The 26,698-nt window shown below is 47.3% G+C and carries 28 protein-coding genes and 1 other annotated feature; of the genes, 2 read left to right on the top strand and 26 right to left on the bottom strand.

Annotated features, from left to right (window positions below):
- Positions 1–14: 14 nt before the first annotated feature.
- The 6 genes from rplW to ACQ76X_RS29125 form a co-directional block, all read right to left on the bottom strand.
- On the bottom strand, positions 15–308 hold the full coding sequence (gene rplW / locus ACQ76X_RS29150; RefSeq protein WP_019908225.1) for a 50S ribosomal protein L23: 294 nt from the start codon (positions 306–308) through the stop codon (positions 15–17).
- A complete protein-coding gene (gene rplD, locus ACQ76X_RS29145) occupies positions 308–931 on the bottom strand; it encodes a 50S ribosomal protein L4 (RefSeq protein WP_038597074.1) in 624 nt (207 codons plus the stop codon). The genes rplW and rplD overlap by 1 nt, the downstream gene beginning before the upstream one ends.
- Before the next feature lie 25 nt (positions 932–956).
- On the bottom strand, positions 957–1,580 hold the full coding sequence (gene rplC, locus ACQ76X_RS29140) for a 50S ribosomal protein L3 (protein WP_076112955.1): 624 nt from the start codon (positions 1,578–1,580) through the stop codon (positions 957–959).
- A gap of 44 nt (positions 1,581–1,624) precedes the next feature.
- A complete protein-coding gene (rpsJ, locus tag ACQ76X_RS29135; protein WP_017692074.1) occupies positions 1,625–1,933 on the bottom strand; it encodes a 30S ribosomal protein S10 in 309 nt (102 codons plus the stop codon).
- 247 nt (positions 1,934–2,180) lie between these two features.
- The gene (locus tag ACQ76X_RS29130; protein ID WP_438497293.1) at positions 2,181–3,452 is read right to left on the bottom strand and encodes a protoglobin domain-containing protein; all 1,272 of its coding nucleotides are present in this window, start codon (positions 3,450–3,452) and stop codon (positions 2,181–2,183) included.
- Positions 3,453–3,695: 243 nt separating this feature from the next.
- Positions 3,696–4,328, bottom strand: a complete 633-nt coding sequence (locus tag ACQ76X_RS29125) for a Crp/Fnr family transcriptional regulator (RefSeq protein WP_438497292.1) — start codon at positions 4,326–4,328, stop codon at positions 3,696–3,698.
- A 244-nt stretch (positions 4,329–4,572) separates the two neighbouring features.
- On the opposite strand from ACQ76X_RS29125, the gene ACQ76X_RS29120 reads away from it, so the two are divergent.
- Positions 4,573–5,022: a V4R domain-containing protein gene (locus ACQ76X_RS29120; RefSeq protein WP_438497291.1), complete on the top strand. Its 450-nt coding sequence runs from the start codon at positions 4,573–4,575 to the stop codon at positions 5,020–5,022.
- 29 nt (positions 5,023–5,051) lie between these two features.
- Positions 5,052–5,399 carry a cupin domain-containing protein gene (locus ACQ76X_RS29115; protein ID WP_438497290.1) on the top strand — a complete coding sequence of 116 codons (348 nt, stop codon included), beginning with the start codon at positions 5,052–5,054 and terminating at the stop codon, positions 5,397–5,399.
- 137 nt (positions 5,400–5,536) lie between these two features.
- Here ACQ76X_RS29115 and tuf read toward each other — a convergent pair whose 3' ends face one another.
- The 20 genes from tuf to cysS form a co-directional block, all read right to left on the bottom strand.
- The gene (gene tuf / locus ACQ76X_RS29110; protein WP_438497288.1) at positions 5,537–6,727 is read right to left on the bottom strand and encodes an elongation factor Tu; all 1,191 of its coding nucleotides are present in this window, start codon (positions 6,725–6,727) and stop codon (positions 5,537–5,539) included.
- A 109-nt stretch (positions 6,728–6,836) separates the two neighbouring features.
- A complete protein-coding gene (gene fusA, locus ACQ76X_RS29105; RefSeq protein ID WP_340896377.1) occupies positions 6,837–8,915 on the bottom strand; it encodes an elongation factor G in 2,079 nt (692 codons plus the stop codon).
- Between the two features lie 48 nt (positions 8,916–8,963).
- Positions 8,964–9,434 (bottom strand): 30S ribosomal protein S7, encoded by a 471-nt coding sequence (rpsG, locus tag ACQ76X_RS29100; protein WP_036652908.1) that lies wholly within the window; start codon positions 9,432–9,434, stop codon positions 8,964–8,966.
- A gap of 44 nt (positions 9,435–9,478) precedes the next feature.
- The gene (gene rpsL / locus ACQ76X_RS29095) at positions 9,479–9,898 is read right to left on the bottom strand and encodes a 30S ribosomal protein S12 (RefSeq protein ID WP_038597092.1); all 420 of its coding nucleotides are present in this window, start codon (positions 9,896–9,898) and stop codon (positions 9,479–9,481) included.
- A 133-nt stretch (positions 9,899–10,031) separates the two neighbouring features.
- Positions 10,032–10,283 (bottom strand): ribosomal L7Ae/L30e/S12e/Gadd45 family protein, encoded by a 252-nt coding sequence (locus ACQ76X_RS29090; RefSeq protein WP_340896375.1) that lies wholly within the window; start codon positions 10,281–10,283, stop codon positions 10,032–10,034.
- A 182-nt stretch (positions 10,284–10,465) separates the two neighbouring features.
- Positions 10,466–14,077, bottom strand: coding sequence for a DNA-directed RNA polymerase subunit beta' (gene rpoC / locus ACQ76X_RS29085; protein WP_340896374.1), 3,612 nt, complete (start codon positions 14,075–14,077; stop codon positions 10,466–10,468).
- 113 nt (positions 14,078–14,190) lie between these two features.
- On the bottom strand, positions 14,191–17,736 hold the full coding sequence (gene rpoB, locus ACQ76X_RS29080) for a DNA-directed RNA polymerase subunit beta (RefSeq protein ID WP_438497285.1): 3,546 nt from the start codon (positions 17,734–17,736) through the stop codon (positions 14,191–14,193).
- A 418-nt stretch (positions 17,737–18,154) separates the two neighbouring features.
- Positions 18,155–18,757, bottom strand: a complete 603-nt coding sequence (locus ACQ76X_RS29075) for a class I SAM-dependent methyltransferase (RefSeq protein WP_342437341.1) — start codon at positions 18,755–18,757, stop codon at positions 18,155–18,157.
- A gap of 122 nt (positions 18,758–18,879) precedes the next feature.
- Positions 18,880–19,239 carry a 50S ribosomal protein L7/L12 gene (rplL, locus tag ACQ76X_RS29070; RefSeq protein WP_076112960.1) on the bottom strand — a complete coding sequence of 120 codons (360 nt, stop codon included), beginning with the start codon at positions 19,237–19,239 and terminating at the stop codon, positions 18,880–18,882.
- A gap of 65 nt (positions 19,240–19,304) precedes the next feature.
- Positions 19,305–19,808, bottom strand: a complete 504-nt coding sequence (gene rplJ / locus ACQ76X_RS29065; RefSeq protein WP_076112961.1) for a 50S ribosomal protein L10 — start codon at positions 19,806–19,808, stop codon at positions 19,305–19,307.
- A 64-nt stretch (positions 19,809–19,872) separates the two neighbouring features.
- Positions 19,873–20,027, bottom strand: a sequence feature (ribosomal protein L10 leader region).
- A 67-nt stretch (positions 20,028–20,094) separates the two neighbouring features.
- Positions 20,095–20,787 carry a 50S ribosomal protein L1 gene (rplA, locus tag ACQ76X_RS29060; protein WP_076112962.1) on the bottom strand — a complete coding sequence of 231 codons (693 nt, stop codon included), beginning with the start codon at positions 20,785–20,787 and terminating at the stop codon, positions 20,095–20,097.
- An 81-nt stretch (positions 20,788–20,868) separates the two neighbouring features.
- A complete protein-coding gene (rplK, locus tag ACQ76X_RS29055; RefSeq protein ID WP_020427083.1) occupies positions 20,869–21,294 on the bottom strand; it encodes a 50S ribosomal protein L11 in 426 nt (141 codons plus the stop codon).
- Between the two features lie 74 nt (positions 21,295–21,368).
- On the bottom strand, positions 21,369–21,902 hold the full coding sequence (gene nusG / locus ACQ76X_RS29050) for a transcription termination/antitermination protein NusG (protein ID WP_020427084.1): 534 nt from the start codon (positions 21,900–21,902) through the stop codon (positions 21,369–21,371).
- A gap of 20 nt (positions 21,903–21,922) precedes the next feature.
- On the bottom strand, positions 21,923–22,114 hold the full coding sequence (secE, locus tag ACQ76X_RS29045) for a preprotein translocase subunit SecE (protein ID WP_038597114.1): 192 nt from the start codon (positions 22,112–22,114) through the stop codon (positions 21,923–21,925).
- Positions 22,115–22,134: 20 nt separating this feature from the next.
- Complete coding sequence (gene rpmG / locus ACQ76X_RS29040; RefSeq protein WP_074086515.1) at positions 22,135–22,284, bottom strand: 50S ribosomal protein L33; 150 nt, start codon at positions 22,282–22,284, stop codon at positions 22,135–22,137.
- 423 nt (positions 22,285–22,707) lie between these two features.
- Positions 22,708–23,352 (bottom strand): RNA polymerase sporulation sigma factor SigH, encoded by a 645-nt coding sequence (gene sigH / locus ACQ76X_RS29035; RefSeq protein WP_020427086.1) that lies wholly within the window; start codon positions 23,350–23,352, stop codon positions 22,708–22,710.
- A gap of 162 nt (positions 23,353–23,514) precedes the next feature.
- Complete coding sequence (locus tag ACQ76X_RS29030; RefSeq protein ID WP_076112963.1) at positions 23,515–24,036, bottom strand: NYN domain-containing protein; 522 nt, start codon at positions 24,034–24,036, stop codon at positions 23,515–23,517.
- 2 nt (positions 24,037–24,038) lie between these two features.
- Complete coding sequence (rlmB, locus tag ACQ76X_RS29025; protein WP_438497283.1) at positions 24,039–24,803, bottom strand: 23S rRNA (guanosine(2251)-2'-O)-methyltransferase RlmB; 765 nt, start codon at positions 24,801–24,803, stop codon at positions 24,039–24,041.
- Between the two features lie 33 nt (positions 24,804–24,836).
- A complete protein-coding gene (locus ACQ76X_RS29020; protein ID WP_038597122.1) occupies positions 24,837–25,274 on the bottom strand; it encodes a Mini-ribonuclease 3 in 438 nt (145 codons plus the stop codon).
- Positions 25,271–26,677, bottom strand: coding sequence for a cysteine--tRNA ligase (cysS, locus tag ACQ76X_RS29015; RefSeq protein ID WP_438497281.1), 1,407 nt, complete (start codon positions 26,675–26,677; stop codon positions 25,271–25,273). The genes ACQ76X_RS29020 and cysS overlap by 4 nt, the downstream gene beginning before the upstream one ends.
- Positions 26,678–26,698 lie beyond the last annotated feature (21 nt).

The following is a 26,698-nucleotide window of genomic DNA, read 5'->3' as shown; positions in this document are numbered from 1 at the left end:
TACTTTACAAAGTATTATTCAACCGCTTCAAAGAATTCGAGCGGCTTGCTGTCCGGGCTGAGCTTAACGATGGCTTTTTTCCACTCTGGAGTATAACCGGAGTATTTACCATAACGCTTCAGTTTGCCAGGTACACGCATTGTGTTCACACTAACTACTTTAACTTTGAAAATAGCCTCGACAGCTTTTTTGATTTCGGTCTTGTTAGCACGGATATCCACTTCAAAAGCGTATTTCAATTCGCTCATGTATTCGGATGTGCGTTCCGTAATCACCGGACGTTTGATAATATCACGAGGATCTTTCATTACGCGAACACCTCCTCTACCTTCAGAACTGCTTCTTTAGTGATGATCAGTTTGTCGTACGTCAGTACGTCAAGAACATTGATGCCGTCAGCCGCTACGAATTTCACCCCAGGGATGTTACGAGCGGAAAGTGCCACATTGTCATCATAGCTAGGAGCTACGATCAGGGCTTTGCTGCCTACTTTAAGATTGTTCAGAATCGCTGCGAATTCTTTCGTCTTCGGAGCATTCATTGTCAAGCTATCCAATACGATGATGTCATTCCCGAGCACTTTCGAGGACAACGCGGATTTGATGGCCAAACGGCGAACTTTCTTAGGCAGTTTCCAGGAATAACTGCGTGGTGTCGGTCCGAAGACTACGCCGCCGCCTTTCCATTGTGGAGAACGAATGGAGCCTTGACGAGCACGACCTGTACCTTTTTGTTTCCAAGGCTTACGTCCGCCGCCACGCACTTCAGAACGTCCTTTTACTTTATGTGTACCACGACGAAGGGAAGCTCTTTGCATAAGCGCAGCTTCGTGCAGAACATGCACATTCGGTTCAATACCGAACACTGTATCGCTCAATTCAACTTCGCCAACTTCGTTACCACTAATATTAAAAAGTGTTACTTTTGGCATTTCATGTTCCTCCTTTCTTCAGTAATTATTTCTTAACGGTTTGTTTAACTTTCACAAAGCTGTTTTTAGGACCTGGAATAGCGCCTTTAACCAGCAATACGTTACGTTCAACGTCTACTCTGATGATTTCAAGCTTTTGAACCGTTACGGTCGTGTGACCCATATGTCCTGGCAGGCGTTTGCCCTTTGGAACACGGTTAGCTTGGATGGAACCCATGGAACCTGGTCTTCTGTGGTAACGCGATCCGTGTGCCATTGGTCCGCGGCTTTGTCCCCAGCGTTTGATAACACCTTGGAAACCTTTACCCTTAGATGTACCTGTTACGTCAACAAATTCGCCTTCAGCGAAGATATCAGCCTTCAGCTCTTGTCCAACCTCGAGTGCCCCGAGGTCAACACCGCGAATTTCGCGAACGTAGCGCTTAGGTGTTGCATTTGCCTTTTTGGCGTGACCCTGTTCAGGCTTGTTGGAGCGACTTTCCTTCTTGTCGGAAAAGCCCAACTGCACTGCTTCATATCCGTCGATATTCAGGTCTTTCTTTTGCAGTACCACACAAGGACCAGCTTCGATAACCGTAACCGCGATTACGTTACCTTCTGGAGTAAACACTTGAGTCATACCGAGTTTTTTTCCTAAGATACCTTTCAATGTTGACACCTCTTTTCTTTTCCTAGTTGCTTTAATAGATAGTATTACAATTTGATTTCGATATCTACACCGGACGGTAGATCCAAGCGCATCAAGGCATCCACAGTTTGTGGTGTTGGGTTCACAATATCGATCAAACGTTTGTGAGTCCGTTGTTCAAACTGTTCACGGGAATCCTTGTACTTGTGTACCGCACGGAGAATAGTAATGATTTGCTTCTCAGTTGGCAGCGGGATCGGCCCGGATACACCAGCACCCGAACGTTTTGCTGTTTCAACGATTTTCTCTGCGGATTGATCAAGAATTCTGTGGTCGTATGCTTTCAAGCGGATACGAATTTTTTGCTTTGCCATTTTAGTCCCTCCTTCTATCGCCCAATTTATTATCGGACATACTCCGTGAAAATTTTCTGACGTCGACCTCATGGCAAAGGGGCCGGGTGTGTCAGTAACCTCTCACATCATCGCAACGTCTCAGAACAACATTTATTATTATATATAATAGGCGGACACTTTGCAAGCGAAAATACAAAACAACTCATGATTTTTTTCACAAGTTGTTTTCATTCTATATATATGGCACATATGTAGTCGTTCCTAATTAAAGACCCTCTGTAGCTGAACGGAAATACTCCGCTGAGGCGGCAGATTGTGCCGTTGTAGAGCCGATTCCTTCGATAGTTTGAATCAACACTCTTATCTCTTGTTCTACGGTCACAATTTCCTGGGTGCTGGTCTGCATGGAATCCACGATTTCACTAAACAGCCGGCTGGTCTCAACCGATTGATGTTTACCGCTCTTAGTCAGTTCCTGTACCTTGCGGATCTCTTCAACAACCTGAGAGGTCAGCCTCCCTGATAGATCGGTTAGCTCGCCGATGCGTACAACTGTATTCTTGGTATCCTCGGCTAGCCGGTTGACCTCCTGCGCAACTACGCTGAAGCCTCTACCATGCTCTCCGGCCCTCGCAGTTTCTATAGTAGCATTGAGTGAAAGAATTTTGGTCTGATCAGCAATTTCCTGAACAGCTGCAACAATATTCTGGATCTGCTGAGATGAGCTGCTTAGTTCATTCACCGACCGTTCCATTTCAGTGGTGCTTTCATAAATCAGATGGATTTGACCGGTAAGGCTGTCTAAGTGCTCATGCCCGTCCCTAGCCATCCCCTGAGACGCCTTAGCCGAACTTGCAGTTCGTTGGAACGTACTACTCACTTCGTTACTGCTTGCCACCAGCTGCTCTACAGCAGCGTTAGTATCCATACTGAGATCTATTAGCTCACCGCTGAATTCTGCGATTTTTTGCTTCAGTTCATTTTTTACAATTAAGTACTGCTCTTCCTTCTCTCTGGTGTTTTCCTTTTCATACGCTTCCAGTACCAGCTGTTGCTCCAAATTCAGCAGTTTGGTTATGGTCTGAACCACTTTTAAGGTCTCGTTTTCTTTCAGGGATTGATTATATACAGCTGTAATAAATACATTTTGCAGGTTTTGAAAAGCCGACAAATACCATTTTGGCTCCAGTCCGACCCTCTTATGTATCTTCGCAATGCTGAGGCGTTTGGCAATGTAATGTTCATCAACGTTTCCATCGAAGATTTCAATAATATGCTGCTTTAAAGTCTTTTTTAACCGTTCAATACTGCTGTGTTCAAGAATAATCGCTTCCAGTTTACCGACTCCAAGCACCGTCTTGTAAAACTGGTCGGTTATGATGTCGATATCTCTTTCCACAACCGGTTTCAATAGACGCAGAAGCGTAAGATCTTCCTCAGTCAAGTCAATCATTCGCATCTGTTCATTGAGTTCCTCATGCCCGTCAAGGGTATGAAAGGACTGTGTGGCAGTGGGTATAAGATTCTTGCTGTCCATTGAGCGAACTTCGGGAGATTCCTCGCTTGTGTTACGTGATGTTAAACCATGCATAAAAGAAAAAGGACATTTCCCCATACTTCCACTCTCCCTGAATTTCCTGAAAATAACATTGCTGATATAGAAATATTTTACTCTATGGATAGAATAATTGTAAAGAATTTTAAGTAATATTTTGTTGAATAATGTTGAAAAATAAGTTATTCGGACCGTTATTTTGTCGTATATTGTCGTTTCTAGATTCTATTCTTTCATTTCTGCCATTTGATTCAGTGCTTTTAGATCTAAAATGTCTACCGTTCTTTTGCGGACCGTGATAATCCCCATACTTTCCAGATAATTCAGCTTGCGGCTAAGTGTTTCGGCGGTGGCTCCTATCATAGCGGCGAACTCTTTCTTGGCAGCTGGCAAATCAATGCTGCTACCTTGTACACGTGAGGAATCGTCCGATTGATTTCTGTTATGCAGATAAAGCAGCAACCGGGCGAGGCGTTTTTCCACATCATATATATGCATTGCACCAGCCAGCTCTTCGGCTTGATGCAACTGTTCGCTCATCGACATTAAAAAGCTGAACGCAAGCGCCGCGTTGTTCTCCAATAAAGGTACAAATTGTTTGCGGTGCATCCGGCATACACTTCCACTCTCTACAACTTCGGCTGTTACATAATTTTGTTTGTGGTGCAGCAAAGCAAACTGTCCAAAATAGTCGCCGGGGAACAGGAATCGGAGAATATGCTGCTTACCTTCTTTATTGCTCTGCGTGAGCTTAATGAGGCCACTCTTCACTACAAAAAGCGAATCTGACTCTTCTCCCTCTCTGAACACGAGACTTCCTTTAGCATAATGGCTCGATTCTACTATCGCTTCTACCATTATCAATTCTTCATCTGATAGATTCTTGAATACGGGCACCTGAGAAACACAAGAATGGGAATTGCATACTGTGCATTCCATTCACTCACCATCCTTTCTGCTATGCTCACCATAACAAGGATCCTAATGCTGCCCAGTGACTGCCCTCACAACTTTTTTCAAAAACTTGATCTGTATCAAGGAATATCTTATCAATATCCGTCACAATAGTCCTATAGAGAGATCTAAAGGAGATGGAGTATCTATGCTGCATTATACCTTCGAAGATATGAAAAGTATGGACAGATCTGTGCTCGGCAACATGGTTCCGCTTGAACTATTCCGCACTATCCGCCTTATCGGAATGAACCAGGGTCTCCCCCTTGGCGGTAAAGGAACTACACTTACTGTTGGCCGAAAAATCGGTGAGAGTCTACCAGTGAACACACTCGAAGAGTTACTACAATTATTCGAGGATTTGAAAATAGGGATTCCACGCATCCTGCATGAGGATGATCGCAAGATCAGCATCGCGGTGGAAGACTGCTTTTGTAAAGGTCTCCCGACGCTAGAGGAAGAGAAGCTGATTTGTGATTTGGAAGGAGCTATTCTGGAAGGGGCTTTATCCAAAATCATGGGAAGACGGATATCCGTCAGAGAAGTAAAATGCAATGCTGCAGGTCATGAGCATTGTGAGTATGAAGTTAAACTTTAAGACAATAATAAAAACGAAGGCAGGGATTGATGATGGAGAAAAAGACAGTAGTAGAAGCAATTCAGTATCAGGAGGAACGGTTTACGAAGAAAATCCTGTTTCAAAAAGGCGATAGTGTAATGTTTATGCTTAATTTCATGCCAGGCCAACAGCTTCCAGCGCATAAACATCCCGGAGCAGATGTATTCATCCTTGCTCTGAAGGGAAACGGAATCATTAATGTTAACGATGTAGAGCAGGATCTAGCTGAAGGGGATGTTATCCACCTCGCCGGTGATGAATCTTTTTCCTACCGTAACAATGGTCATCAACCCGCAAGTTTGCATGTGGTAATATCCAAAGTTCCAGGCCCAGCGTACACCCAAGATATGTCTTAATCGTTTCATTTGAATTCAACTCTATTTCCGGGTCTTTATAAGGAAATAGAGTTTTTTGTATGCAAAAAAACAGGGAGTCTTCCGGAGAAGAATCCCTGCCTTTATGGTTCAGCACTATCCTAACGGATAGAACCGAATTATTTTTGGATGGAAGCTACGCTACCTGCTCCAACTGTACGTCCGCCTTCGCGAATGGAGAATTTAGTACCTTCTTCAATAGCGATTGGGGAGATCAGGGAAACAGTTACTGTGATGTTGTCACCAGGCATAACCATTTCAGTACCTTCTGGCAGGTTGATGATGCCAGTTACGTCAGTTGTACGGAAGTAGAACTGTGGACGGTAACCAGTGAAGAATGGTTTGTGACGTCCGCCTTCTTCTTTAGTCAGAACGTAGATCTGAGCAGTGAACTCAGTGTGTGGCTTAACGGAGTTCGGCTTAGCAATTACTTGGCCGCGCTCGATCATGTTACGATCAACACCACGCAGAAGTGCGCCGATGTTGTCGCCTGCTTGAGCGGAATCCAGCAATTTACGGAACATTTCTACGCCCGTAACTACGGATTTCTTAGTTTCTTCATGAATACCAACGATTTCGATTTCTTCTCCGACTTTAACTGTTCCGCGTTCTACGCGACCAGTTGCCACAGTACCGCGGCCAGTAATGGAGAATACATCTTCGACAGGCATCAAGAAAGGCTTGTCAGTTTGACGCTCTGGAAGCGGAATGTACGTATCAATCGTATCGAACATCTCAACGATTTTTTGTGCATAATCGCCATCAGGGTTTTGAAGAGCTTCACGAGCAGATCCACGGATGATTGGAGTATCATCGCCTGGGAAATCATATTCGCTCAGCAAGTCGCGAACTTCCATTTCAACCAGTTCAAGCAACTCTTCGTCTTCAACCATGTCGCATTTGTTCAAGAATACAACGATGTAAGGAACGCCTACTTGACGGGACAGCAGGATGTGTTCGCGAGTTTGTGGCATAGGGCCGTCAGCTGCGGATACAACCAGGATAGCTCCGTCCATTTGCGCTGCGCCAGTGATCATGTTTTTAACATAGTCGGCGTGACCAGGGCAGTCTACGTGTGCGTAGTGACGGTTAGGAGTTTCATATTCAACGTGAGCTGTGGAGATAGTGATACCACGTTCGCGTTCTTCAGGAGCCTTATCGATTTGGTCGAATGCTACAGCAGCGCCACCGTATTTTTTGGACAATACAGTAGTGATTGCAGCAGTCAGAGTTGTTTTACCATGGTCGACGTGACCAATAGTACCGATGTTAACGTGTGGTTTGTTACGTTCAAACTTTGCCTTTGCCATTTGAACAGTTCCTCCTTATTGTGGGGTTCCTTATATTTGAGCCGCCGGGCTAGTTGCTTATCTAGGATGACTGATCGGTTGTACCCGGACAGCAAGTTAAAACAGTTAATTATTCTCCGCCTTTGTTCTTAGCAACGATCTCTTCCGCAATGGATTTAGGAACTTCTTCATAGTGAGAAAGCTCCATCGAGAATACGCCGCGTCCTTGAGTACCGGAACGGAGTGTTGTGGAGTATCCGAACATTTCGGAAAGAGGCACCTTCGCACGGATAATTTGCGCTCCACCACGGGAATCCATACCTTCGATCCGACCGCGACGGGAGTTCAGCATACCCATTACATCACCCATATATTCCTCAGGAACAGTTACTTCCACTTTCATGATTGGCTCAAGCAGGACAGGCTTACACTTGTCTTTAGCTGCTTTGAGTGCCATCGATCCGGCAATTTTGAATGCCATTTCGTTGGAGTCAACATCATGATAAGAACCATCAACGATGGTAGCCTTAACGTCAACAAGCGGGAAGCCTGCGATAACGCCGTTTTTCATTTGCTCTTCAATACCGGCAAGTGCAGGAGCGATATACTCTCTAGGAACAGAGCCACCGACTACTTTACTTTCGAACTTGCTGCCAGTACCTGGCTCGAGAGGTTCAAATTCAACCCATACGTGACCGTACTGACCGCGACCGCCGGATTGGCGAACGAATTTACCTTCGACACGAGCTGGTGCTTTGAATGTTTCGCGGTAAGCAACCTGTGGTTTACCCACATTGGTTTCTACCTTGAATTCGCGGCGCATACGGTCGATGATAATATCAAGGTGAAGCTCACCCATACCTGCCAGGATCGTTTGGCCTGTTTCTTCATCAGTGTGAGCACGAAGAGTTGGATCCTCTTCAGTCAACTTACCGAGAGCAACACCCAGTTTATCTTGGTCAGCTTTGGTTTTTGGTTCAACTGCGATTTCGATAACCGGATCAGGGAAGTTCATGGACTCCAAAATAACCGGATGTTTCTCATCACAAAGTGTATCGCCAGTACTTGTGTCCTTCAGACCAACGGCTGCCGCGATATCACCAGCGTAAACGATGGAGATTTCTTGGCGGCTGTTCGCATGCATTTGCAGGATACGGCCGATACGCTCGCGTTTGTTCTTAGTAGCGTTAACTACATAAGAACCGGATTCCAGAACACCGGAATACACGCGGAAGAACGTGAGTTTACCTACATAAGGGTCTGTCATGATTTTAAATGCCAGTGCTGAGAATGGTTCTTCGTCCGAAGAGTGGCGAACCGCTTCAGTTCCGTCATCCAGATGACCTTGAATAGCCGGTACATCCAGTGGGGATGGCAAGTAATCTACGACAGCGTCCATCATCAGTTGGACACCTTTGTTACGGTAGGAGGATCCGACAATTACAGGGAAGATCTTAACTTCTACAACGCCTTTGCGCAGAGCAGCTTTGATCTCATCAACTGAAATTTCTTCGCCTTCCAGGTACTTCATAGTCAGATCTTCGTCAAGTTCTGCTACTTTCTCGATCAACTCAAGACGCAGCCCCTCAACTTGTTCCAGATATTCAGCCGGAATGTCCGTTACTTCAATATTTTGGCCCAGATCGTCTTTAAACATATGAGCTTTTTGCTCAACCAGGTCAATAATACCAATGAAGTCGTTTTCGGCACCAATTGGCAGTTGAATAGCAACTGCATTGGCTTGCAAGCGATCACGCATGCTGTCGATAACGTTTAGGAAATCCGCACCGATGATATCCATTTTATTTACATATGCGATCCGGGGAACGCCATAACGGTCAGCCTGTCTCCATACGGTTTCAGACTGAGGCTCAACGCCCTCTTTCGCACTGAAAACGCCTACTGCCCCATCCAATACACGAAGGGAACGTTCAACTTCAACTGTGAAGTCAACGTGTCCAGGGGTATCAATGATATTGATGCGGTGACCTTTCCATGCAGCAGTTGTAGCAGCGGAAGTAATAGTAATCCCGCGCTCTTGTTCTTGCTCCATCCAGTCCATTGTAGCAGCACCCTCGTGAACTTCACCGATTTTGTGCGTACGGCCTGTATAGAATAGAATCCGCTCAGTGGTAGTAGTCTTACCAGCATCAATATGCGCCATGATCCCGATGTTACGTGTATTTTTTAAGGAGAACTCTCTTGCCATGAATTGGGTCTCCCTTCAAAATATAAGTTATTTGAACGGCCTTAAATCCTACCAGCGGTAGTGAGCAAACGCTTTGTTTGCTTCAGCCATTTTGTGCGTGTCTTCGCGTTTCTTAACGGAAGCGCCTGTGTTGTTGGAAGCGTCGATGATCTCAGCCGCCAAACGCTCTTCCATCGTCTTCTCACCGCGGTTGCGTGAGTAGTTCACGAGCCAACGTAATCCCAAAGCAGTACGTCTTTCAGGTTTAACCTCGATAGGCACTTGGTAGTTAGCACCGCCGACACGACGAGCTTTAACTTCCAATACCGGCATAATATTCTTGATGGCAGCTTCGAAAACTTCCATCGGATCTTTGCCTGTGCGTTCTTGAATCAACTTGAACGAATTGTACAGAATGCTTTGAGCGACACCTCTTTTACCACCCAGCATAATACGGTTGATCAAACGAGTAACCAACTTGCTATTATACAATGGATCTGGCAATACATCTCTCTTAGTAACTGGACCTTTGCGTGGCATGGATATCCCCCTTTCTCAATGTTTGTTATTCAGATATTCTTAACTTATTTCTTTGCTTTAGGACGTTTTGCACCATACTTGGAACGAGCTTGCATACGGTTAGCAACGCCTGCTGTATCCAAAGCGCCACGAACGATGTGATAACGAACTCCTGCAAGGTCCTTAACTTTACCTCCGCGCAGCAATACAACACTGTGCTCTTGAAGGTTATGTCCAATACCCGGAATGTAAGCAGTCACCTCAAGACGGTTCGTCAAACGAACACGGGCATACTTACGAAGCGCGGAGTTTGGTTTACGTGGAGTCATTGTGCCTACACGAGTGCACACACCGCGTTTTTGCGGGGCGCTCAAATTTGTAGTCTCACGCTTGAGGGCGTTGAACCCTTTTTGAAGAGCGGGAGATTTGGATTTTTCGATTTTGGCTTGACGGCCTTTACGAACCAATTGATTAATAGTTGGCATTGTTGTGCCACCCCCTTCCTGAAATAGTAATCTATTTACGAACATTAAGTCCACAGACCCAGGCGGTTCATAAAAAGACAAATGAAAAGTCTTTGTTGCCGAAGTGTACCCCGGTACAAAAACGCTTCTCGTGCTATTGTTTTAAGACGGCTGCCATAGCAGCACCAACTTCTATACCGCAAGCTTTGCCCAAATTCAGCATCGTGTCCACATAAGTGACCTTCACACCTTGTTTGTTACAAAGCATAACAATTCTGGAAGTAAGCCGTTGATCTCCGTCCTCTGCCACATAGACTTCTGCGGCTTGGCCCAACTCTACCGCCTTAACGGTTTGTTTGGTACCGATCTTGACCTGAGCATCCTGCAGTCCTCTATCATCAGTCATGATAAATCATTACCTCCAATGAACAAGAATAACCAGGCTACTCACGCACCTTAGACATATTAGCATTATCAGTAGATGATGTCAAGAGAATCGGCAATAAATTTATTAATATTCACAGCAGGCAGCAGCGCCACGTCTATAAATAGTCGTGGCATAATCAACTGCCCGCCATGATTATTTAACTATTCAGCAGGAACCGTTTCTAAAGCTTCTTGCGAGCTTTCGACATTCGGATCACTCAGCTTCACATTACGGTAGCGATTCATGCCAGTACCTGCAGGAATCAACTTACCGATAATAACATTTTCTTTGAGTCCAAGCAACTTATCTACTTTACCCTTAATTGCAGCATCAGTCAAGACGCGGGTAGTTTCTTGGAAGGAGGCCGCAGACAGGAAGGAATCTGTCTCTAGGGATGCCTTAGTAATACCAAGCAGTACCGGTTTGGCAACTGCAGGCTCATTACCAGAAAGAATGGCTTCCTTGTTCGCAGCTTCGTATTCATGAATGTCAGCAAAAGCACCTGGCAAGAGATTCGTATCACCAGCATCGATAATACGGATTTTGCGCAGCATCTGCTTAATCATAACTTCAATGTGCTTATCATTGATCTCAACGCCTTGGTTACGGTATACACGCTGTACTTCTTGCAGAATGTAGTTCTGTACCCCGCGGATCCCTTTGATGCGCAGCATTTCTTTAGGGTCGATCGAACCGTCTGTCAGCTCATCCCCAGCTTCAATCTCCTGGCCTTCACTGACACGCAGACGCGAACCGTAGGTGATGGAATAAGTCTTGGATTCAGCTTCACCTTGAACCTCGATTTCGCGGCGGTCCTTGGTTTCGCGGATTTCCTTGATTACCCCGTCAATTTCACTGATTGTAGCCTGACCTTTAGGGTTACGGGCTTCAAACAACTCCTGGATACGCGGCAAACCTTGCGTGATATCATCACCGGCAACACCCCCGGTATGGAACGTACGCATTGTAAGCTGGGTTCCCGGCTCACCGATGGATTGTGCCGCGATGATACCGACAGCTTCACCGATTTCCACGAATTTACCTGTTGCCAGGTTACGTCCGTAGCATTTCTTGCAGACACCGTGACGCGCACGGCAGCTCAGCACGGAACGGATCTGCAGTTTGGTCACACCAGCGTTAACAATCGCCTCAGCTTTGTCGGAGTCAATCAGATCGTTGCGGTGAACGAGGATTTCCTTCGTTTCCGGATGACGTACAGTTTCAAAGGAGTAGCGGCCTTCAATACGGTCGTACAGATCTTCGATAACTTCCTTGCCATCTTGAATACGGCTGACGGTGAAGCCTTTATCGGTACCACAGTCTTCTTCACGGACAATAACGTCTTGGGCCACGTCAACGAGACGGCGTGTCAAGTATCCGGAGTCCGCTGTACGCAGCGCTGTATCGGCCAGACCTTTACGCGCTCCGTGAGTGGAGATAAAGTACTCGAGGACGGTCAGACCTTCACGGAAGTTTGCCTTGATTGGCAATTCGAAAATCCGTCCCGATGGTGTAGCCATCAGTCCACGCATACCACCCAGCTGGGTAATCTGAGATTTGTTACCACGCGCTTTGGAGTCAACCATGAGCATGATAGAATTGAAACGGTCCATCGATTTCAACAGCACGTTGGTAAGATCATCCTTCGTCTTCGACCAGATCTCAATAACACGGTCATAACGTTCGTCATTGGTGATCAGACCACGGCGATATTGGTTGGCAACCACATCGACCTTAGCCTCGGACTCTTTCAGGATTGTAACCTTTTCCTCCGGCACGATAACGTCCGATACGGCAACCGTAACACCGGAACGTGTGGAGTACGTAAAGCCAAGTTGCTTGATTTTATCCAAAATCACAGATGTTTTGGTCGTGTGATAGGTTTCGAAGCAGCGGGCAATGATCAGACCCAAATATTCCTTACCTACAGCACTTGCTTCCGGAGCATTCATAATCAGCTCACGGATGTCCGCGCCTTTTTCATAGATAAAGTATTTCTCTGGCGTACCTTGCAGCAGGTTCGTTTTGGTCGCTTCGTTGATATAAGGGAAGCTGCTAGGATAGATCTCGTTAAAGATGATCTTTCCGACCGTAGTAATCAGCATTGCGCCTTGTTGCGCTTCTGTAAAGCAGGTTTTACCCAGAGCCTTAACAGGAATAGCTACACGGGCGTGCAGACCTGCGGTTCCACGCTGGTAAGCTGAAACAGCTTCGTTCACGGTACGCAGAATCATCCCTGTACCCTTTTCTTCCTTGTTGTCCATGGTCAGGTAGAATGTACCGAGGACCATATCCTGGGAAGGGGTAACAACCGGTTTGCCGTCCTTAGGGTTCAGGATGTTACCGGAGGCCAGCATGAGCAGACGTGCTTCCGCTTGAGCTTCTGCTGACAGAGGAACGTGTACCGCCATTTGGTCACCGTCAAAGTCGGCATTGTAAGCCGTACATACGAGCGGGTGAAGACGGATAGCATGACCTTCTACCAGAATCGGTTCAAACGCTTGAATACCGAGACGGTGAAGTGTAGGGGCACGGTTCAGCAGAACCGGATGCTCTCTGATTACTTCTTCAAGCACATCCCATACTTCAGGACTTACACGCTCAACTTTACGTTTTGCGCTCTTGATGTTATGGGCCAAGCCCTTGTTCACCAATTCTTTCATAACAAACGGTTTGAAGAGTTCAAGCGCCATTTTCTTTGGAAGTCCGCATTGGTACATTTTGAGATACGGTCCTACAACGATAACGGAACGTCCGGAATAGTCAACCCGTTTGCCGAGCAAGTTCTGACGGAAACGTCCTTGTTTACCTTTCAGCATATGACTGAGCGATTTGAGCGGACGGTTACCAGGACCCGTTACAGGGCGGCCGCGACGGCCGTTGTCGATAAGTGCATCGACAGCTTCCTGAAGCATCCGTTTCTCATTCTGCACGATAATATCAGGAGCACCCAGATCAAGTAGTCTCTTCAGACGGTTGTTCCGGTTGATTACGCGACGATAGAGATCGTTAAGGTCAGACGTAGCAAAACGGCCACCATCCAATTGAACCATCGGACGAAGCTCCGGAGGAATAACCGGAAGCACATCCATGATCATCCAATCAGGCTTGTTGCCGGAGTTACGGAAGGCTTCAATAACTTCCAGACGTTTGATTGCCCGGTTGCGGCGTTGGCCTTGGGCGGTACGCAGCTCTTCCTTGAGGAATTCCAATTCCTTCTCAATGTCGATATCCTGAAGCAGCTTCTTCACCGCTTCGGCACCCATGCCGGCTTGGAAACCGTAGCCGTATTTCTCACGGTAGCTGCGGTATTCTTTCTCGGACAGCAGTTGTTTCTTCTCCAGTGGCGTTTCACCTGGATCGGTTACAACATAAGATGCAAAGTAGATGATCTCTTCAAGCGATCTCGGGGACATATCGAGTGCCAGACCCATACGGCTTGGAATACCTTTGAAATACCAGATATGAGATACAGGAGCCGCCAGTTCAATGTGGCCCATACGTTCGCGGCGAACTTTAGCGCGGGTAACTTCCACGCCGCATCGGTCGCACACTACGCCCTTATAACGAACGCGTTTGTATTTACCACAGTGACATTCCCAGTCTTTTTGCGGTCCGAAGATACGTTCGCAGAAAAGACCTTCTTTTTCCGGCTTCAATGTACGATAGTTAATGGTTTCCGGTTTTTTTACTTCTCCGCGGGACCAAGAACGAATCTTCTCCGGAGAAGCAAGCCCGATTTTCATGAATTCAAAATTGTTAACGTCCAACAAGGAGCAACCCTCCTTAACCTATATCCTGATTTAGTACCGGAGGCCCTCCCTTGATGGTTAGATCAAAAGAGGGCACGGTCCTTTTTAAATGAAATTGATTCTTACAGCTTTAATTACTCTATTCCGACTTCTGTGCCTTCCAAATTGAGGCTCAGCTTGTCGCCTGACGTCTCATCCTCATCATCCAGTTCCTTCATTTCAATTTCCTGCTCGTCGCCGCTGAGGATCTTAACATCCATACCAAGCGACTGCAGTTCCTTGATGAGTACTTTGAAGGATTCCGGAACACCTGGTTCTGGAACATTCTCGCCTTTGACAATGGATTCGTACGTCTTGACACGGCCTACCACGTCATCGGACTTCACAGTTAAAATCTCTTGAAGTGTATATGCAGCACCGTAAGCTTCAAGCGCCCAAACTTCCATCTCCCCGAAACGCTGTCCGCCGAACTGGGCTTTACCGCCGAGTGGCTGCTGTGTAACGAGAGAGTAAGGTCCTGTGGAACGGGCATGAATCTTATCGTCAACCATGTGCGCCAGTTTGATCATGTGCATAACGCCGACAGTAACTTCACGCTCGAAGCGTTCACCTGTACGGCCGTCATAAAGCACAGTCTTACCATTACGCTGCATGCCGGCTTCTTCCATCGTGTCAAACACGTCGTTCTCACGCGCTCCATCAAATACTGGAGTAGCTACGTGAATACCGAGCTGCAGGGCAGCCATACCGATATGAACTTCGAGCACCTGGCCGATGTTCATACGGGAAGGAACGCCCAGAGGGTTCAGGACAACCTGCACCGGTGTACCGTCAGGAAGGAATGGCATATCTTCTTCAGGCAGGATACGGGCAACGACACCCTTGTTACCGTGACGTCCGGCCATCTTGTCACCTTCAGAAATCTTACGTTTCTGAGCGATGTAGACACGAACCAGCTGATTCACACCCGGAGGCAGCTCATCGCCGTTCTCGCGTGTAAATACTTTAACGTCAACGATAATACCGTCACTACCATGAGGAACGCGCAGCGAAGTATCGCGCACTTCGCGGGCCTTCTCACCAAAGATAGCGTGCAGCAGGCGTTCTTCAGCAGTTAGTTCAGTTACACCCTTCGGAGTAACTTTACCTACCAGAATATCACCAGCGTTAATTTCCGCACCGATGCGGATGATGCCGCGCTCATCAAGATTGCGCAACGCTTCTTCACCGACATTCGGAATATCACGCGTAATCTCTTCAGGTCCCAGCTTGGTGTCACGAGCCTCGGATTCGTATTCCTCGATATGAATCGAAGTGTATACATCTTCCTTAACCAGCTTCTCACTCAGCAGGATCGCATCCTCGTAGTTGTAACCTTCCCAAGTCATGAACGCAACAACTACGTTGCGGCCAAGAGCAAGTTCGCCCATTTCCGTGGATGGTCCATCTGCCAGAATGTCACCTTTCTTAACAATGTCGCCTCTTTTAGCCAGCGGACGTTGATTAATGCAGGTACCCTGGTTCGAACGCATAAATTTGTGTAATTTATATTTAACGATATCGCCTTTAACTTCCTTGCCTTCGACAGCTTCAACGCGGCGCAGCCAAATTTCGTTGGCCGACGAGCGTTCAATAATACCGTCAAACTTGGAAACAATACATACGCCCGAATCCTTAGCGGATTTATGTTCCATTCCTGTGCCGACAAGCGGTGCTTTAGGAATTAGAAGCGGAACGGCCTGACGCTGCATGTTCGATCCCATCAGTGCGCGGTTGGAGTCATCGTTCTCAAGGAACGGAATGAGCGCCGTAGCGACCGATACAACCTGTTTCGGCGATACATCCATGTAATCCACGCGATTACTTGGCATTGTTGTAATGTTATCTGAATCTTTGTTGTAACGAACGATAACCATGTCTTCTTTGAAGGAGCCCTCTTCGTCGATCAGTACGTTAGCCTGAGCAACTACATAGTTATCTTCTTCATCAGCAGTCAGGTAATCGATCTGCTCGGTCACCTTGCCAGTCTTCGGATCGACCCAACGGTACGGCGCTTCAATAAAGCCGTATTCATTGATGCGGGCAAAGGTGGACAAGGAGTTGATCAGCCCGATATTCGGACCTTCCGGCGTTTCAATTGGACACATACGGCCGTAGTGACTGTGATGGACGTCACGAACTTCAAAGCCCGCGCGTTCACGAGTCAGACCGCCGGGTCCGAGTGCCGATAGACGGCGTTTATGTGTCAGTTCAGCCAGCGGGTTCGTCTGGTCCATAAATTGGGACAGCTGCGAACTACCGAAGAACTCTTTAATCGACGCGATAACCGGACGAATGTTGATCAAAGCCTGTGGCGTAATCGCATTAGCATCCTGAATCGACATTCTCTCACGTACTACGCGTTCCATACGGGACAACCCGATACGGAATTGGTTCTGCAGCAGTTCACCTACAGAACGCAAACGACGGTTACCCAAGTGGTCGATATCATCGGTGTTGCCGATGCCGTGCAGCAAATTAATAAAGTAGCTGATTGAGGAGATAATATCAGCCTGAGTAATATGCTTCACTGATTTGTCGATATTACCATTGGCAATCAGTTTGATAACCCGTCCTTCTTCAATCGGCGAGAACACGTCGATCGTTTGCAGAGGGATATCAATACTGTCCATAACCCCACCGCTTACACGGTAGTTTTTGGAGGCAACATTTTTCTCGAAATAAGGAATCAGCTCATCAAGCAGACGACGGTCAACCATTTGGCCGGATTCCGCCAGGATTTCACCTGTGGACTCATCAACCAGAGGTTGAGCCAAACGCTGATTGAACAAACGATTCTTAATGTGCAGCTTTTTGTTGATCTTGTAGCGGCCTACATTGGCCAAATCATAGCGCTTCGGATCAAAGAAACGCGCGACCAAAAGGCTCTTGGCATTATCAAGTGTCGGCGGTTCGCCCGGACGCAGACGCTCGTAGATTTCAATAAGCGCCTTTTCCGTAGAGTCCGTGTTGTCTTTATCCAGCGTATTGCGAATATATTCATCATTGCCAAGCAGTTCCAGAATCTCAGCATCACTGCCGAACCCGAGAGCACGCAGAAGCACGGTAACCGGGATCTTACGAGTCCGGTCGATGCGGACATACATAATGTCCTTAGCGTCGGTCTCAAGTTCCAGCCAGGCTCCGCGGTTAGGAATTACTGTGGCGGTGTAGGTTTTTTTACCGTTCTTATCCACTTTTGTGCTGAAATAGACGCTTGGAGAGCGAACCAACTGGCTGACAATAACCCGTTCCGCACCATTGATAATAAAAGTGCCGGTCTCCGTCATCAGCGGGAAATCTCCCATGAACACTTCCTGCTCTTTGACCTCACCGGTCTCCTTATTAATGAGCCGTACTTTCACCCGCAGAGGAGCCGCATATGTTACGTCCCGCTCTTTAGCGTCGTCAACCGTATATTTCGGTTCACCCAGGCTGTAATCAATGAACTCAAGCACCAAATTCCCTGTGAAATCCTGGATCGGCGAGATGTCCTGAAACATTTCCCGCAATCCTTCCTCCAAAAACCAATCATAAGATTTTTGTTGGATCTCGATCAGGTTCGGGACCTCGAGTACCTCGTTAATTCTCGCATAGCTCCGCCGAGTGCGTCGACCATACTGAACAAGATGTCCTGCCAACTTTACTCACCCCTCATGTCTACTCACTTAAAAATTGATTGCGAACCCTTGTTTGGACCATTATAATGGAACCATAACACAAGGATTCAGCCACAAATAGAGAAAAGCCCTTATCGAAATCTTCCGAAAAAAGAGCGCATCTATCCATGACCAAAATACTCCTTATCCAGTAGATTTGCCCAAAACGTACGTATTATACGTCACCAAGCAACAGTTTATGCGCTATTATCTATTTCCCCGGCGACCTTCGCCGTGGCAGTAACATAGAGAACTGAATTCGCACAAACTTGCCGTACGGCATGCGCTTGCCGGGCGACAATATATTACTTGACATTTCAGCAAACTAAAGACATGGAGCCTAGCTTAATACTGACATTTTATAATAATACCACTATCGATATCACAAGTCAATAACTAATCAACTATTTTTTTGCGCTCTGATAATACGATAGCCTTTGTCTTTCCCCACTTCTTCCACAACCGGAAATAAGCTTTCGAGTTTGGCTGCCGCTGAAGGTGCCCCCTGTTTCTTCTGGATTACAATCCACAGACTTCCACCCTCATTCAAATGCTCATACGCCTCTTCAAAAATACGATGCACTACCGCTTTGCCGGCACGTATCGGAGGATTGGTAAGTATGACATCATATTTCTGTCCCTTTACTGCAGACAACACATCGCTTTCCATAACCGTAACATTGCGGATTCCATTATGCTGGGCATTCTCGCGAGCCAGCTCGACCGCACGGCTGTTAATATCAATCATCGTCACATGGCCGCCCGGGGCCAGAAACGCTGCACTAATGCCAATCGGTCCGTACCCGCAGCCTACGTCAAGCACTGCAGATCCATCCGGAATGTCCATAGCCTCAATTAGAACACGGCTGCCATGGTCGATATCTCCTTTGGAAAAAACACCGGCGTCGCTGGTAAACCGCAGGGTTTTCCCTCTCAGAACCGTGCTTAGGGTACGTCTGTCATGACGCGCTTCAGGCTGCTGCGAGTAATAATGCTGCGACATAAGATCCTCCCTTTCATTTTGCTCTTCCTATTGTATACAGCAACCCCCTTGAACAAGTTCAAGGGGGTTGCAAGAACCGGGAGGAAAAGGTTCTTCCCGGGGCATTACCTTATTGAAGCAAATTACTTCACTTCTACAGCTGCGCCTGCTTCTTCCAATTTTGCTTTGGTAGTTTCGGCTTCTTCTTTGCTTACTTTTTCTTTGATTGCTTTTGGAGCGTTGTCTACGAGGTCTTTAGCTTCTTTCAAGCCCAGGCCTGTGATTTCGCGAACGATTTTGATAACGTTGATTTTGGAAGCGCCAGCGCCTGTCAAAATTACGTCGAATTCGGATTGCTCTTCTTCTACTGCTGCTACTGCGCCGCCAGCTGCTACTGGAGCTGCTGCAGTTACGCCGAATTCTTCTTCGATTGCTTTAACCAGGTCGTTCAGTTCCAATACGCTCATGCCTTTAATTTCTTCCAAAATTGTTTCTTTGCTCATGATTGAACCTCCATTTTATATTTAAATTTGTTTGTGGTATTGATTATGATGCTAGAGACAAAGGCTTACGCGCTTTGTTCTTCTTTCTCAGCAACAGCCTTAACTGCAAGGGCGAAGTTGCGGATTGGAGCTTGAAGCACGCTAAGCAGCATGGACAGCAAACCATCGCGGGATGGAAGCTCAGCCAGTGCTTTCAGCTGATCTGCGTCGATAACTTTACCTTCTACAACGCCGCCCTTCAGTTTCAGAGCGTCGTTCTTCTTAGCGAAGTCGTTCAAAATCTTGGCCGCTACTACCGCATCAGTTTCACTGAATGCTACTGCTGTAGGACCAGTCAGAACTGCGTCCAACTCAGTCAACTCAGACGCCGCAGTTGCACGACGCACCAAAGAGTTCTTCAGGACTTGAAAATCAACGCCAGCTTCACGAAGCTGCTTACGCAGTTCGGTCACTTGCGAAACGTTCAACCCACGGTAGTCCGCAACAACAGTGGAAACACTGTTCTGCAGTTTGCTTGTTACAACATCAACCGCTTCCTGTTTAGCTTGGATTACTTTTGCATTTGCCAATTGTATACACCTCCTGAAAATTTATGTGACGACGATTCTTCCGGAAAATTCTCGTCGTTCCTACGCAGGCATTAGAAAAGCCTCCGCAGATTCACGAAGGCTTGATAAAACGTAAGTTACACAGGCATGCACCCGGCACTTCTTGTTTCTATCACAACACCTCGGTAGGAAATTAAGCCCTACGGCACCTACTGTCTACGGTAAGCATATTCAAGTTGAAGAATGATCACCTTAAAGTTCACAACTGTTATAGATTATCAAAGATGACTCTAGGAGTCAACCCCTATTATCTGTAAGAAGTTGTGTTTACACGAGCACTCGGTCCCATAGTGGACGAAATAGCAATACTCTTCAGGTAAACACCTTTAGCAGCAGCCGGTTTCGCACGGTTCAGAGCGTCAATGAGGGATTTAAGGTTTTCGTTCAATTGTTCAGCATTAAAGGAAACTTTGCCGATAGGTGCGTGAATTTGACCGGCTTTATCAAGACGGTATTCGATTTTACCGGCTTTGATTTCTTGCACAGCCTTGGTAACGTCGAAAGTAACTGTGCCAGCTTTAGGGTTAGGCATGAGGCCTTTACCACCGAGCAGACGACCCAGTTTACCAACTTCACTCATCATATCAGGTGTAGCTACGCAGACATCAAATTCAAACCAGCCCTGTTGGATCTTGTTGATCATATCCTGATCGCCTACAAAATCCGCGCCAGCAGCTTCTGCCTCTTTCGCTTTTTCACCTTTTGCAAATACAAGCACGCGTTGCGTTTTGCCTGTGCCGTGAGGCAGGACAACAACACCACGAACAGCTTGGTCTTGTTTACGCGGGTCTACACCCAGACGAACTGCTGCTTCAACGGTTTCGTCGAATTTGGCAGTTGCCGCCTTTTTCACAAGCTCTACAGCTTCTGAAGGCTCGTAAGTTGCTTCGCTATTGATCAGCTTAGCAGATTCCAGGTATTTCTTACCATGTTTAGCCATGAAAATGTTCCTCCTTTGTGGTATTAGCGGAAATTCCTCCCACATATTGCGGTCATGAATGACCGGTGCATCGAATACATATTAGTCTTCGATTGTGATGCCCATACTGCGGGCAGTACCTTCAACCATACGCATTGCAGCTTCGATAGATGCAGCGTTCAGGTCGGGCATTTTTGTTTCAGCGATTTCACGAACCGCTGCGCGGCCGAGCTTCGCTACTTTTTTCTTGTTTGGTTCACCGGATCCTTTTTCTACTTTAGCAGCGATGCGAAGCAGAACGGCAGCCGGAGGAGTTTTAGTGATGAAGGTAAACGAACGGTCTTCAAATACTGTAATTTCAACCGGGATGATCAGGCCAGCCTGGTCGGCAGTACGAGCGTTGAATTCCTTACAGAATGCCATGATGTTGACACCTGCTTGACCTAACGCCGGACCTACTGGAGGCGCTGGATTCGCTTTCCCTGCAGGAATCTGCAGTTTCACCATTTTAATAACTTTTTTAGCCATGAGTGACACCTCCTTGCGTAAATAGTGGTATTCGAACGCTTAAAGCGTTCTCCCACAAGAAACCCTTGACACTGTTATATTTTCTCCACTTGAGTGAAATCCAACTCCAGCGGGGTTTCCCGTCCAAACATGTTAACATGCACTTTGATCTTGCTCTTGTCAGCCAAAATCTCTTCCACGGAGCCCACAAAATTCGCAAAGGGACCAACCATAATACGTACGGATTCCTTAATTTCGAAATCAATCTTCGCTTTAGGTTCAACCATGCCCATATGCTTCAGAATTTGTTCAACTTCTTCCGGAAGCAGAGCGGTAGGTTTGGATCCGGAACCTGTCGAACCGACAAACCCGGTAACGCCCGGCGTATTGCGGACAACATACCAAGAATCATCAGTCTGAACCATTTCGACCAAAACATAACCAGGATAAACTTTACGCATGACAGTTTTTTTCTTGCCATCCTTGTTTACCAGTTCTTCTTCCATAGGAACAAGAACACGGAATATTTTGTCTTCCATGCCCATGGACTCAACGCGTTTTTCCAAATTGGCCTTAACCTTATTCTCATACCCGGAATAGGTATGAACAACATACCATCTTTTTTCCATACAAGCCACCTGGGACCTCTCTAAATAATCGTTTCGATCAGAGCGGAAATACCGATGTCCAGAACCCAGAAGTAAAGCGCCATAACTACAATTGTACCGAGAACGATCAATGAATAGTTTTTCAACTCTTTACGGCTAGGCCAGCGAACTTTTTTGAGCTCGCTCCAGCTCTCAGTGAAAAAGGAAAACAATGACTTGAAACTACGTTTCACGCCGACTACACCTCCAAAGACTATCTGGTTTCGCGATGAGGAGTTTGCTCGTTACAGAACTTGCAAAATTTCTTCATCTCCAAGCGGTCGGGGTGATTTCGCTTGTTTTTGGTTGTCGCATAGTTTCTTTGTTTGCAACTTGTACAAGCCAAAGTGATAATTACCCGCATGATATGCACCTCCCGAAGACGTACTTCTAATCTTATAATTAGAAGACGCAAATATTGATCCTAAAAAAACCCGCGAATTTAGGCCTACCTAAAACACTTTAGCATAATGTCAAGCTCTGTGTCAACGAAAGAATTCCCCATCGCACTGGGTAATTTCGGGTAATGTAGCCGTGTTCCATTCATTGTCTTGTTCTTGTCTTTCCCAGCTGTTCGCTGCCTTGTGTAAGGTCGTCATGAATGACTTCACGGACGGAATTCCTCGATAGAACATCGATAGGCACTATTCTTACCATTATGGAGCAATCCGACTGTGAATAAACCTCTTAGCAACGGCAATCAACTAAAATCCTATCTTATCCATCAAAACTTGCATAAACACTAAAAAAAGACTCGATGACCGAGCCTTTCCTGTCCATTATATCATTAATTGTCACGCACTTCCAGATATCTTTCCAATTTACGTTTCACTCGCTGCAAAGCATTGTCGATCGACTTCACATGCCGCTTCAAATCTTCCGCGATCTCCTGATAGGACCTACCGTCCAGATACAGCATCAGAACTTTGCGTTCGAGATCACTGAGGATCTCCGCCATCTTATCCTCCAGGCCGATAAATTCCTCCTGGTTAATAATCAGTTCTTCCGGATCCAGCACCTGAGTTCCGCAAATGACATCCATCAGCGTCCGGTCGGAATCTTCATCGTATATAGGCTTGTCCAAAGAAACATACGAATTAAGCGGGATATGCTTCTGGCGGGTAGCCGTCTTAATGGCGGTTATAATCTGACGGGTAATACAGAGTTCGGCAAAGGCCTTAAACGAAGACAGCTTATCGCCCTTGAAGTCACGAATTGCCTTATAAAGGCCAATCATGCCTTCCTGTACGATATCTTCACGATCCGCTCCAATCAGAAAATAAGAACGGGCCTTGGCACGTACGAAATTACGGTACTTGTTAATCAAATGCTCCAATGCGCCACTGTCGCCACCACGGAAGATCTCGACAATTTCTTCATCACTTATGAAATCATACTCAGACAGCATTAATTCCTTGAGGTCGACACTCACCAAGAATCCCCCCGGCTGCAACGCAAGACACATCGTCACTTCTCGAAATATAGGATCAGTATATATTATGTTACCTTACACCGTCAACCGCATTTGTCCAAAAACAATCTTCTATAACAATTTTTGGCATTTAATCAAATGATTTCGGGTTTCCGGATGCTTTCATTGCCGCCGCCAATCCTCCAGGCGTTTCCGCATCTCCGGTGGAAGTTTTTCTTCCAGGGAATGGCGCTGGGAGCTGATACCCTGCGGCTCGATAGCTTTCTTAACCTGCTTTTGGTTTTCTTCGATCTCCAGCCGCAGCTCTCTGGCAGAAATCCGCAACGCCCCTTGGGCAAAGATTACATGCTGCTCCACAAAATCGCTGGTTGCCACATAAATCTGCCGGCGGCGGTGAGCGAATTCTCCAACCAGCCGCTCAATGCATTCGTCCGCGGTTTCTTTTTCCTTAGTGAAAAAGACCTGTACCTTCCCCTGCACAAAGGAACGGCCAAGTCCCGGAACACGGTAAGCATCGAATACGGCAATGACGCGCCGCCCGGTGAATGCCTGATAATCGGCCAGCATATCCAGCAGCCGGTCGCGTGCTCCCTGCATGCCTGTCTCCGACAGTGCCGAAAGTTCCGGCCAGCCGCCGATCATGTTGTATCCATCCACAAGCAGCACATCGCGCCAATCTGCCATAGCTATCCCTGTACTTGCCGGCGCCGCAATACCTCATACATAATGACGCTGGCCGCAACTGAGGCATTCAAAGAGTTGATCTTACCGGCCATTGGCAGCTTCAGCAATACATCGCATTTTTCACGGATCAAGCGGCCCATTCCCTTGTTCTCATTGCCAATAACAACAGCTACCGGACCGGTGAAAATATCCGATTCATACAGGTTCTGATCCGTAGCAACATCTGTTCCGACCACCCAGACGCCCAGCTCCTTAAGCCGGTCTATAGTCTGGCCAAGATTGGTGACCCGCGCTACGGGAACATATTCTACAGCTCCGGCTGAGGTTTTGGACACGGTGGCCGTAATTTGCGCAGAGCGCCGTTTGGGCACAATTACCCCGTGTACGCCGGTGCAATCAGCTGTCCGTAGAATGGAGCCCAAATTATGCGGATCTTCAATCTCATCCAACAGGATAAGAAAGGGCGGTTCCCCTTTGGCCTCGGCCGCAGCCAGAATATCGGCAACTTCCGCATAAGCGAACGGCGCAGCCTGAGCCACTACTCCCTGATGCTGCACTCCGGGTGCAAGCTGGTCCAGCTTCCGCTTATCTACATGCTGGATCACAATTCCCGCTTTGCGCGCTTCTGCAACGATCGGTGCGGTTAAATGCTTTTGCGCTGTTTCGGCGATCCATATTTTGTTCAGTGTACGGCCGGCACGAAGCGCTTCAAGCACCGAATGCTTACCGGCCAATATTTCTTCTTCTGTCTTTATTTCTTCTTCCATGTTCATGCCTCCTGTTCTATAAGTTTTATGACCTCACTTGGGCCGGTTCATCATGTACTCTATACTGCTGTGGACGAGTTCTTGGATTCTCTCCTGCTGCCCTGTGTAATACAGGTGCCCGATCAGGCATTCAAAAGCGGTGGCATGGCGGTATTCCAGCACATCCGCATTTTTGGGGATCGTCCCTGACTTAGCGTTCCGTCCTTGCCGGGCGACATCCTTCTCCTCATCCGTGAGCATCGGGTCAAGAAAGGCAAGAATGGTGCTTTGCGCCTTAGCCGAGACCAGTCCGGTTGCTGTGCGGTGCAAGTGATTCGGACGCAGATTCGGCAGCGAGATCAGATATTGGCGGACAGCCACTTCATAAATCGCGTCTCCCGCATAGGCGAGCACGATTGGCGAGAGCTGCCGGACCGGCTTGGAGGGTTCGTACGGGAACCAAGCGTTGTTCACATTGAACTCCCCGCTCATTTACGACGCCACCGCATTCCTTGTGGAGTGTCTTCAAGCAGGATGCCCAAACTGTTCAACTCGTCGCGGATTTCATCGGACCGTCCCCAGTTCTTATTCTTGCGCGCTTCTGCCCGCTCTGCGATCAGCCGCTCCACATCTTCACTTGCGACCTCTTCTTCAAGCTCGGGAGCAAGGCGCAGAACCGCATTCATCTCCGCAAAAGCCTTCAGCAGCGCCGCAAGATCCGCAGATTTCGCCTCGTTGTTCGCAAGCGTAAGATTCGCAAGGCTTACCCAGTCGAATACGGCAGTGATCGCATCCGGGGTATTGAAATCATCCTGCATTTTAGCATGGAAAGTCTCCAGTATATTCGCCAGGCGATCCACGGTCTCTGCGCTCGCTGCTTCCCCAGCCCCTTCAGGAGCAAGTTCCAGACGATGCTTCACATTACTCTCTGCCAGCGCGATCCGCTCGGCGCTTTTCTCGGCAGACAGCAGCGCTTCTTCCGAAAAGTTCAGCGGATTGCGGTAATGGGTGGAGAGCATGAAATAGCGGATCGTTCCGGCTTTGAAACGCTGGCGGATATCCTTGACTAGCAGACCGTTGCCGAGCGATTTCGACATTTTCTCGTCTCCGATGTTGAGAAAACCGTTGTGCATCCAATAGTTCGACAGCGGCTTGCCGGTCAGCACTTCCGTTTGTGCGCATTCGCATTCATGATGCGGGAACTGTAGATCCTGCCCCCCGCCGTGGATATCAATAGTATCGCCCAAATATTCACGGACCATGGCCGAGCACTCGATATGCCAGCCGGGACGTCCATTCCCCCAAGGGCTATGCCAATGGATTTCACCCGGTTTGGCCGCTTTCCACAGCACAAAATCTTCGGGCTTCTCCTTGCGCGAATCCACTTCCACACGAATCCCGAATTGCAGTTCCTCGAGATTCTGGCGGGACAGCTTGCCGTAATCGGCAAATTTGCCCGTGCGGTAATACACATCGCCGCCGTTCTCATAAGCATAACCTTTGTCTTCAAGCTCCTTGATGAGCTCAATGATCAGATCCATACTTTGTGTAACCCGCGGATTCATCGTTGCAGGCTTTACGCCCAGACCGGCAAGATCTTCACCGTAGGCAGCGATAAAAATTTCAGCGACTTCAGCTACTGTAGTATTCATTTCCTCCGCTTTGCGGATTAGCTTGTCATCGACATCGGTGAAATTGGTAATATATCGGACCTCATTGCCGATTGCCTCTAAATAATTGCGGACCGTATCAAAAACAATAACAGGTCTGGCATTTCCGATATGCATATAGCCGTAGACGGTTGGTCCGCATACGTACATTTTTACCTCGCCTGACTTCAGAGGCACAAACTGCTCCTTGCTGCGACTCATTGTGTTGTAGATTTGCAAAGCCATGCTGTCCCAATCCTTTCTGAT

The sequence above is a fragment of the Paenibacillus sp. IHBB 3054 genome (assembly GCF_051594305.1).
In the GTDB taxonomy this organism is placed as follows: domain Bacteria; phylum Bacillota; class Bacilli; order Paenibacillales; family Paenibacillaceae; genus Paenibacillus_AQ.
This window is presented reverse-complemented; position numbering and strand designations above follow the sequence as displayed.

What these genes read in the sequence shown, in the direction of transcription:
- ACQ76X_RS29090 (WP_340896375.1), bottom strand. Translation starts at nt 10,283, where the DNA reads ATGACTGATGATAGAGGACTGCAGGATGCTCAGGTCAAGATCGGTACC.
- rpmG (WP_074086515.1), bottom strand. Translation starts at nt 22,284, where the DNA reads ATGCGGGTAATTATCACTTTGGCTTGTACAAGTTGCAAACAAAGAAAC.
- rlmB (WP_438497283.1), bottom strand. Translation starts at nt 24,803, where the DNA reads ATGGAAGAAGAAATAAAGACAGAAGAAGAAATATTGGCCGGTAAGCAT.
- ACQ76X_RS29130 (WP_438497293.1), bottom strand. Translation starts at nt 3,452, where the DNA reads ATGGACAGCAAGAATCTTATACCCACTGCCACACAGTCCTTTCATACC.
- rpsG (WP_036652908.1), bottom strand. Translation starts at nt 9,434, where the DNA reads ATGCCACGCAAAGGTCCAGTTACTAAGAGAGATGTATTGCCAGATCCA.
- tuf (WP_438497288.1), bottom strand. Translation starts at nt 6,727, where the DNA reads ATGGCAAAGGCAAAGTTTGAACGTAACAAACCACACGTTAACATCGGT.
- cysS (WP_438497281.1), bottom strand. Translation starts at nt 26,677, where the DNA reads ATGGCTTTGCAAATCTACAACACAATGAGTCGCAGCAAGGAGCAGTTT.
- nusG (WP_020427084.1), bottom strand. Translation starts at nt 21,902, where the DNA reads ATGGAAAAAAGATGGTATGTTGTTCATACCTATTCCGGGTATGAGAAT.
- rplL (WP_076112960.1), bottom strand. Translation starts at nt 19,239, where the DNA reads ATGAGCAAAGAAACAATTTTGGAAGAAATTAAAGGCATGAGCGTATTG.
- rplK (WP_020427083.1), bottom strand. Translation starts at nt 21,294, where the DNA reads ATGGCTAAAAAAGTTATTAAAATGGTGAAACTGCAGATTCCTGCAGGG.
- ACQ76X_RS29030 (WP_076112963.1), bottom strand. Translation starts at nt 24,036, where the DNA reads ATGGCAGATTGGCGCGATGTGCTGCTTGTGGATGGATACAACATGATC.
- fusA (WP_340896377.1), bottom strand. Translation starts at nt 8,915, where the DNA reads ATGGCAAGAGAGTTCTCCTTAAAAAATACACGTAACATCGGGATCATG.
- rpsJ (WP_017692074.1), bottom strand. Translation starts at nt 1,933, where the DNA reads ATGGCAAAGCAAAAAATTCGTATCCGCTTGAAAGCATACGACCACAGA.
- rplW (WP_019908225.1), bottom strand. Translation starts at nt 308, where the DNA reads ATGAAAGATCCTCGTGATATTATCAAACGTCCGGTGATTACGGAACGC.
- rplD (WP_038597074.1), bottom strand. Translation starts at nt 931, where the DNA reads ATGCCAAAAGTAACACTTTTTAATATTAGTGGTAACGAAGTTGGCGAA.
- ACQ76X_RS29075 (WP_342437341.1), bottom strand. Translation starts at nt 18,757, where the DNA reads ATGTCGCAGCATTATTACTCGCAGCAGCCTGAAGCGCGTCATGACAGA.
- rpsL (WP_038597092.1), bottom strand. Translation starts at nt 9,898, where the DNA reads ATGCCAACTATTAATCAATTGGTTCGTAAAGGCCGTCAAGCCAAAATC.
- ACQ76X_RS29115 (WP_438497290.1), top strand. Translation starts at nt 5,052, where the DNA reads ATGATGGAGAAAAAGACAGTAGTAGAAGCAATTCAGTATCAGGAGGAA.
- rplA (WP_076112962.1), bottom strand. Translation starts at nt 20,787, where the DNA reads ATGGCTAAACATGGTAAGAAATACCTGGAATCTGCTAAGCTGATCAAT.
- ACQ76X_RS29020 (WP_038597122.1), bottom strand. Translation starts at nt 25,274, where the DNA reads ATGAGCGGGGAGTTCAATGTGAACAACGCTTGGTTCCCGTACGAACCC.
- ACQ76X_RS29120 (WP_438497291.1), top strand. Translation starts at nt 4,573, where the DNA reads ATGCTGCATTATACCTTCGAAGATATGAAAAGTATGGACAGATCTGTG.
- ACQ76X_RS29125 (WP_438497292.1), bottom strand. Translation starts at nt 4,328, where the DNA reads ATGGTAGAAGCGATAGTAGAATCGAGCCATTATGCTAAAGGAAGTCTC.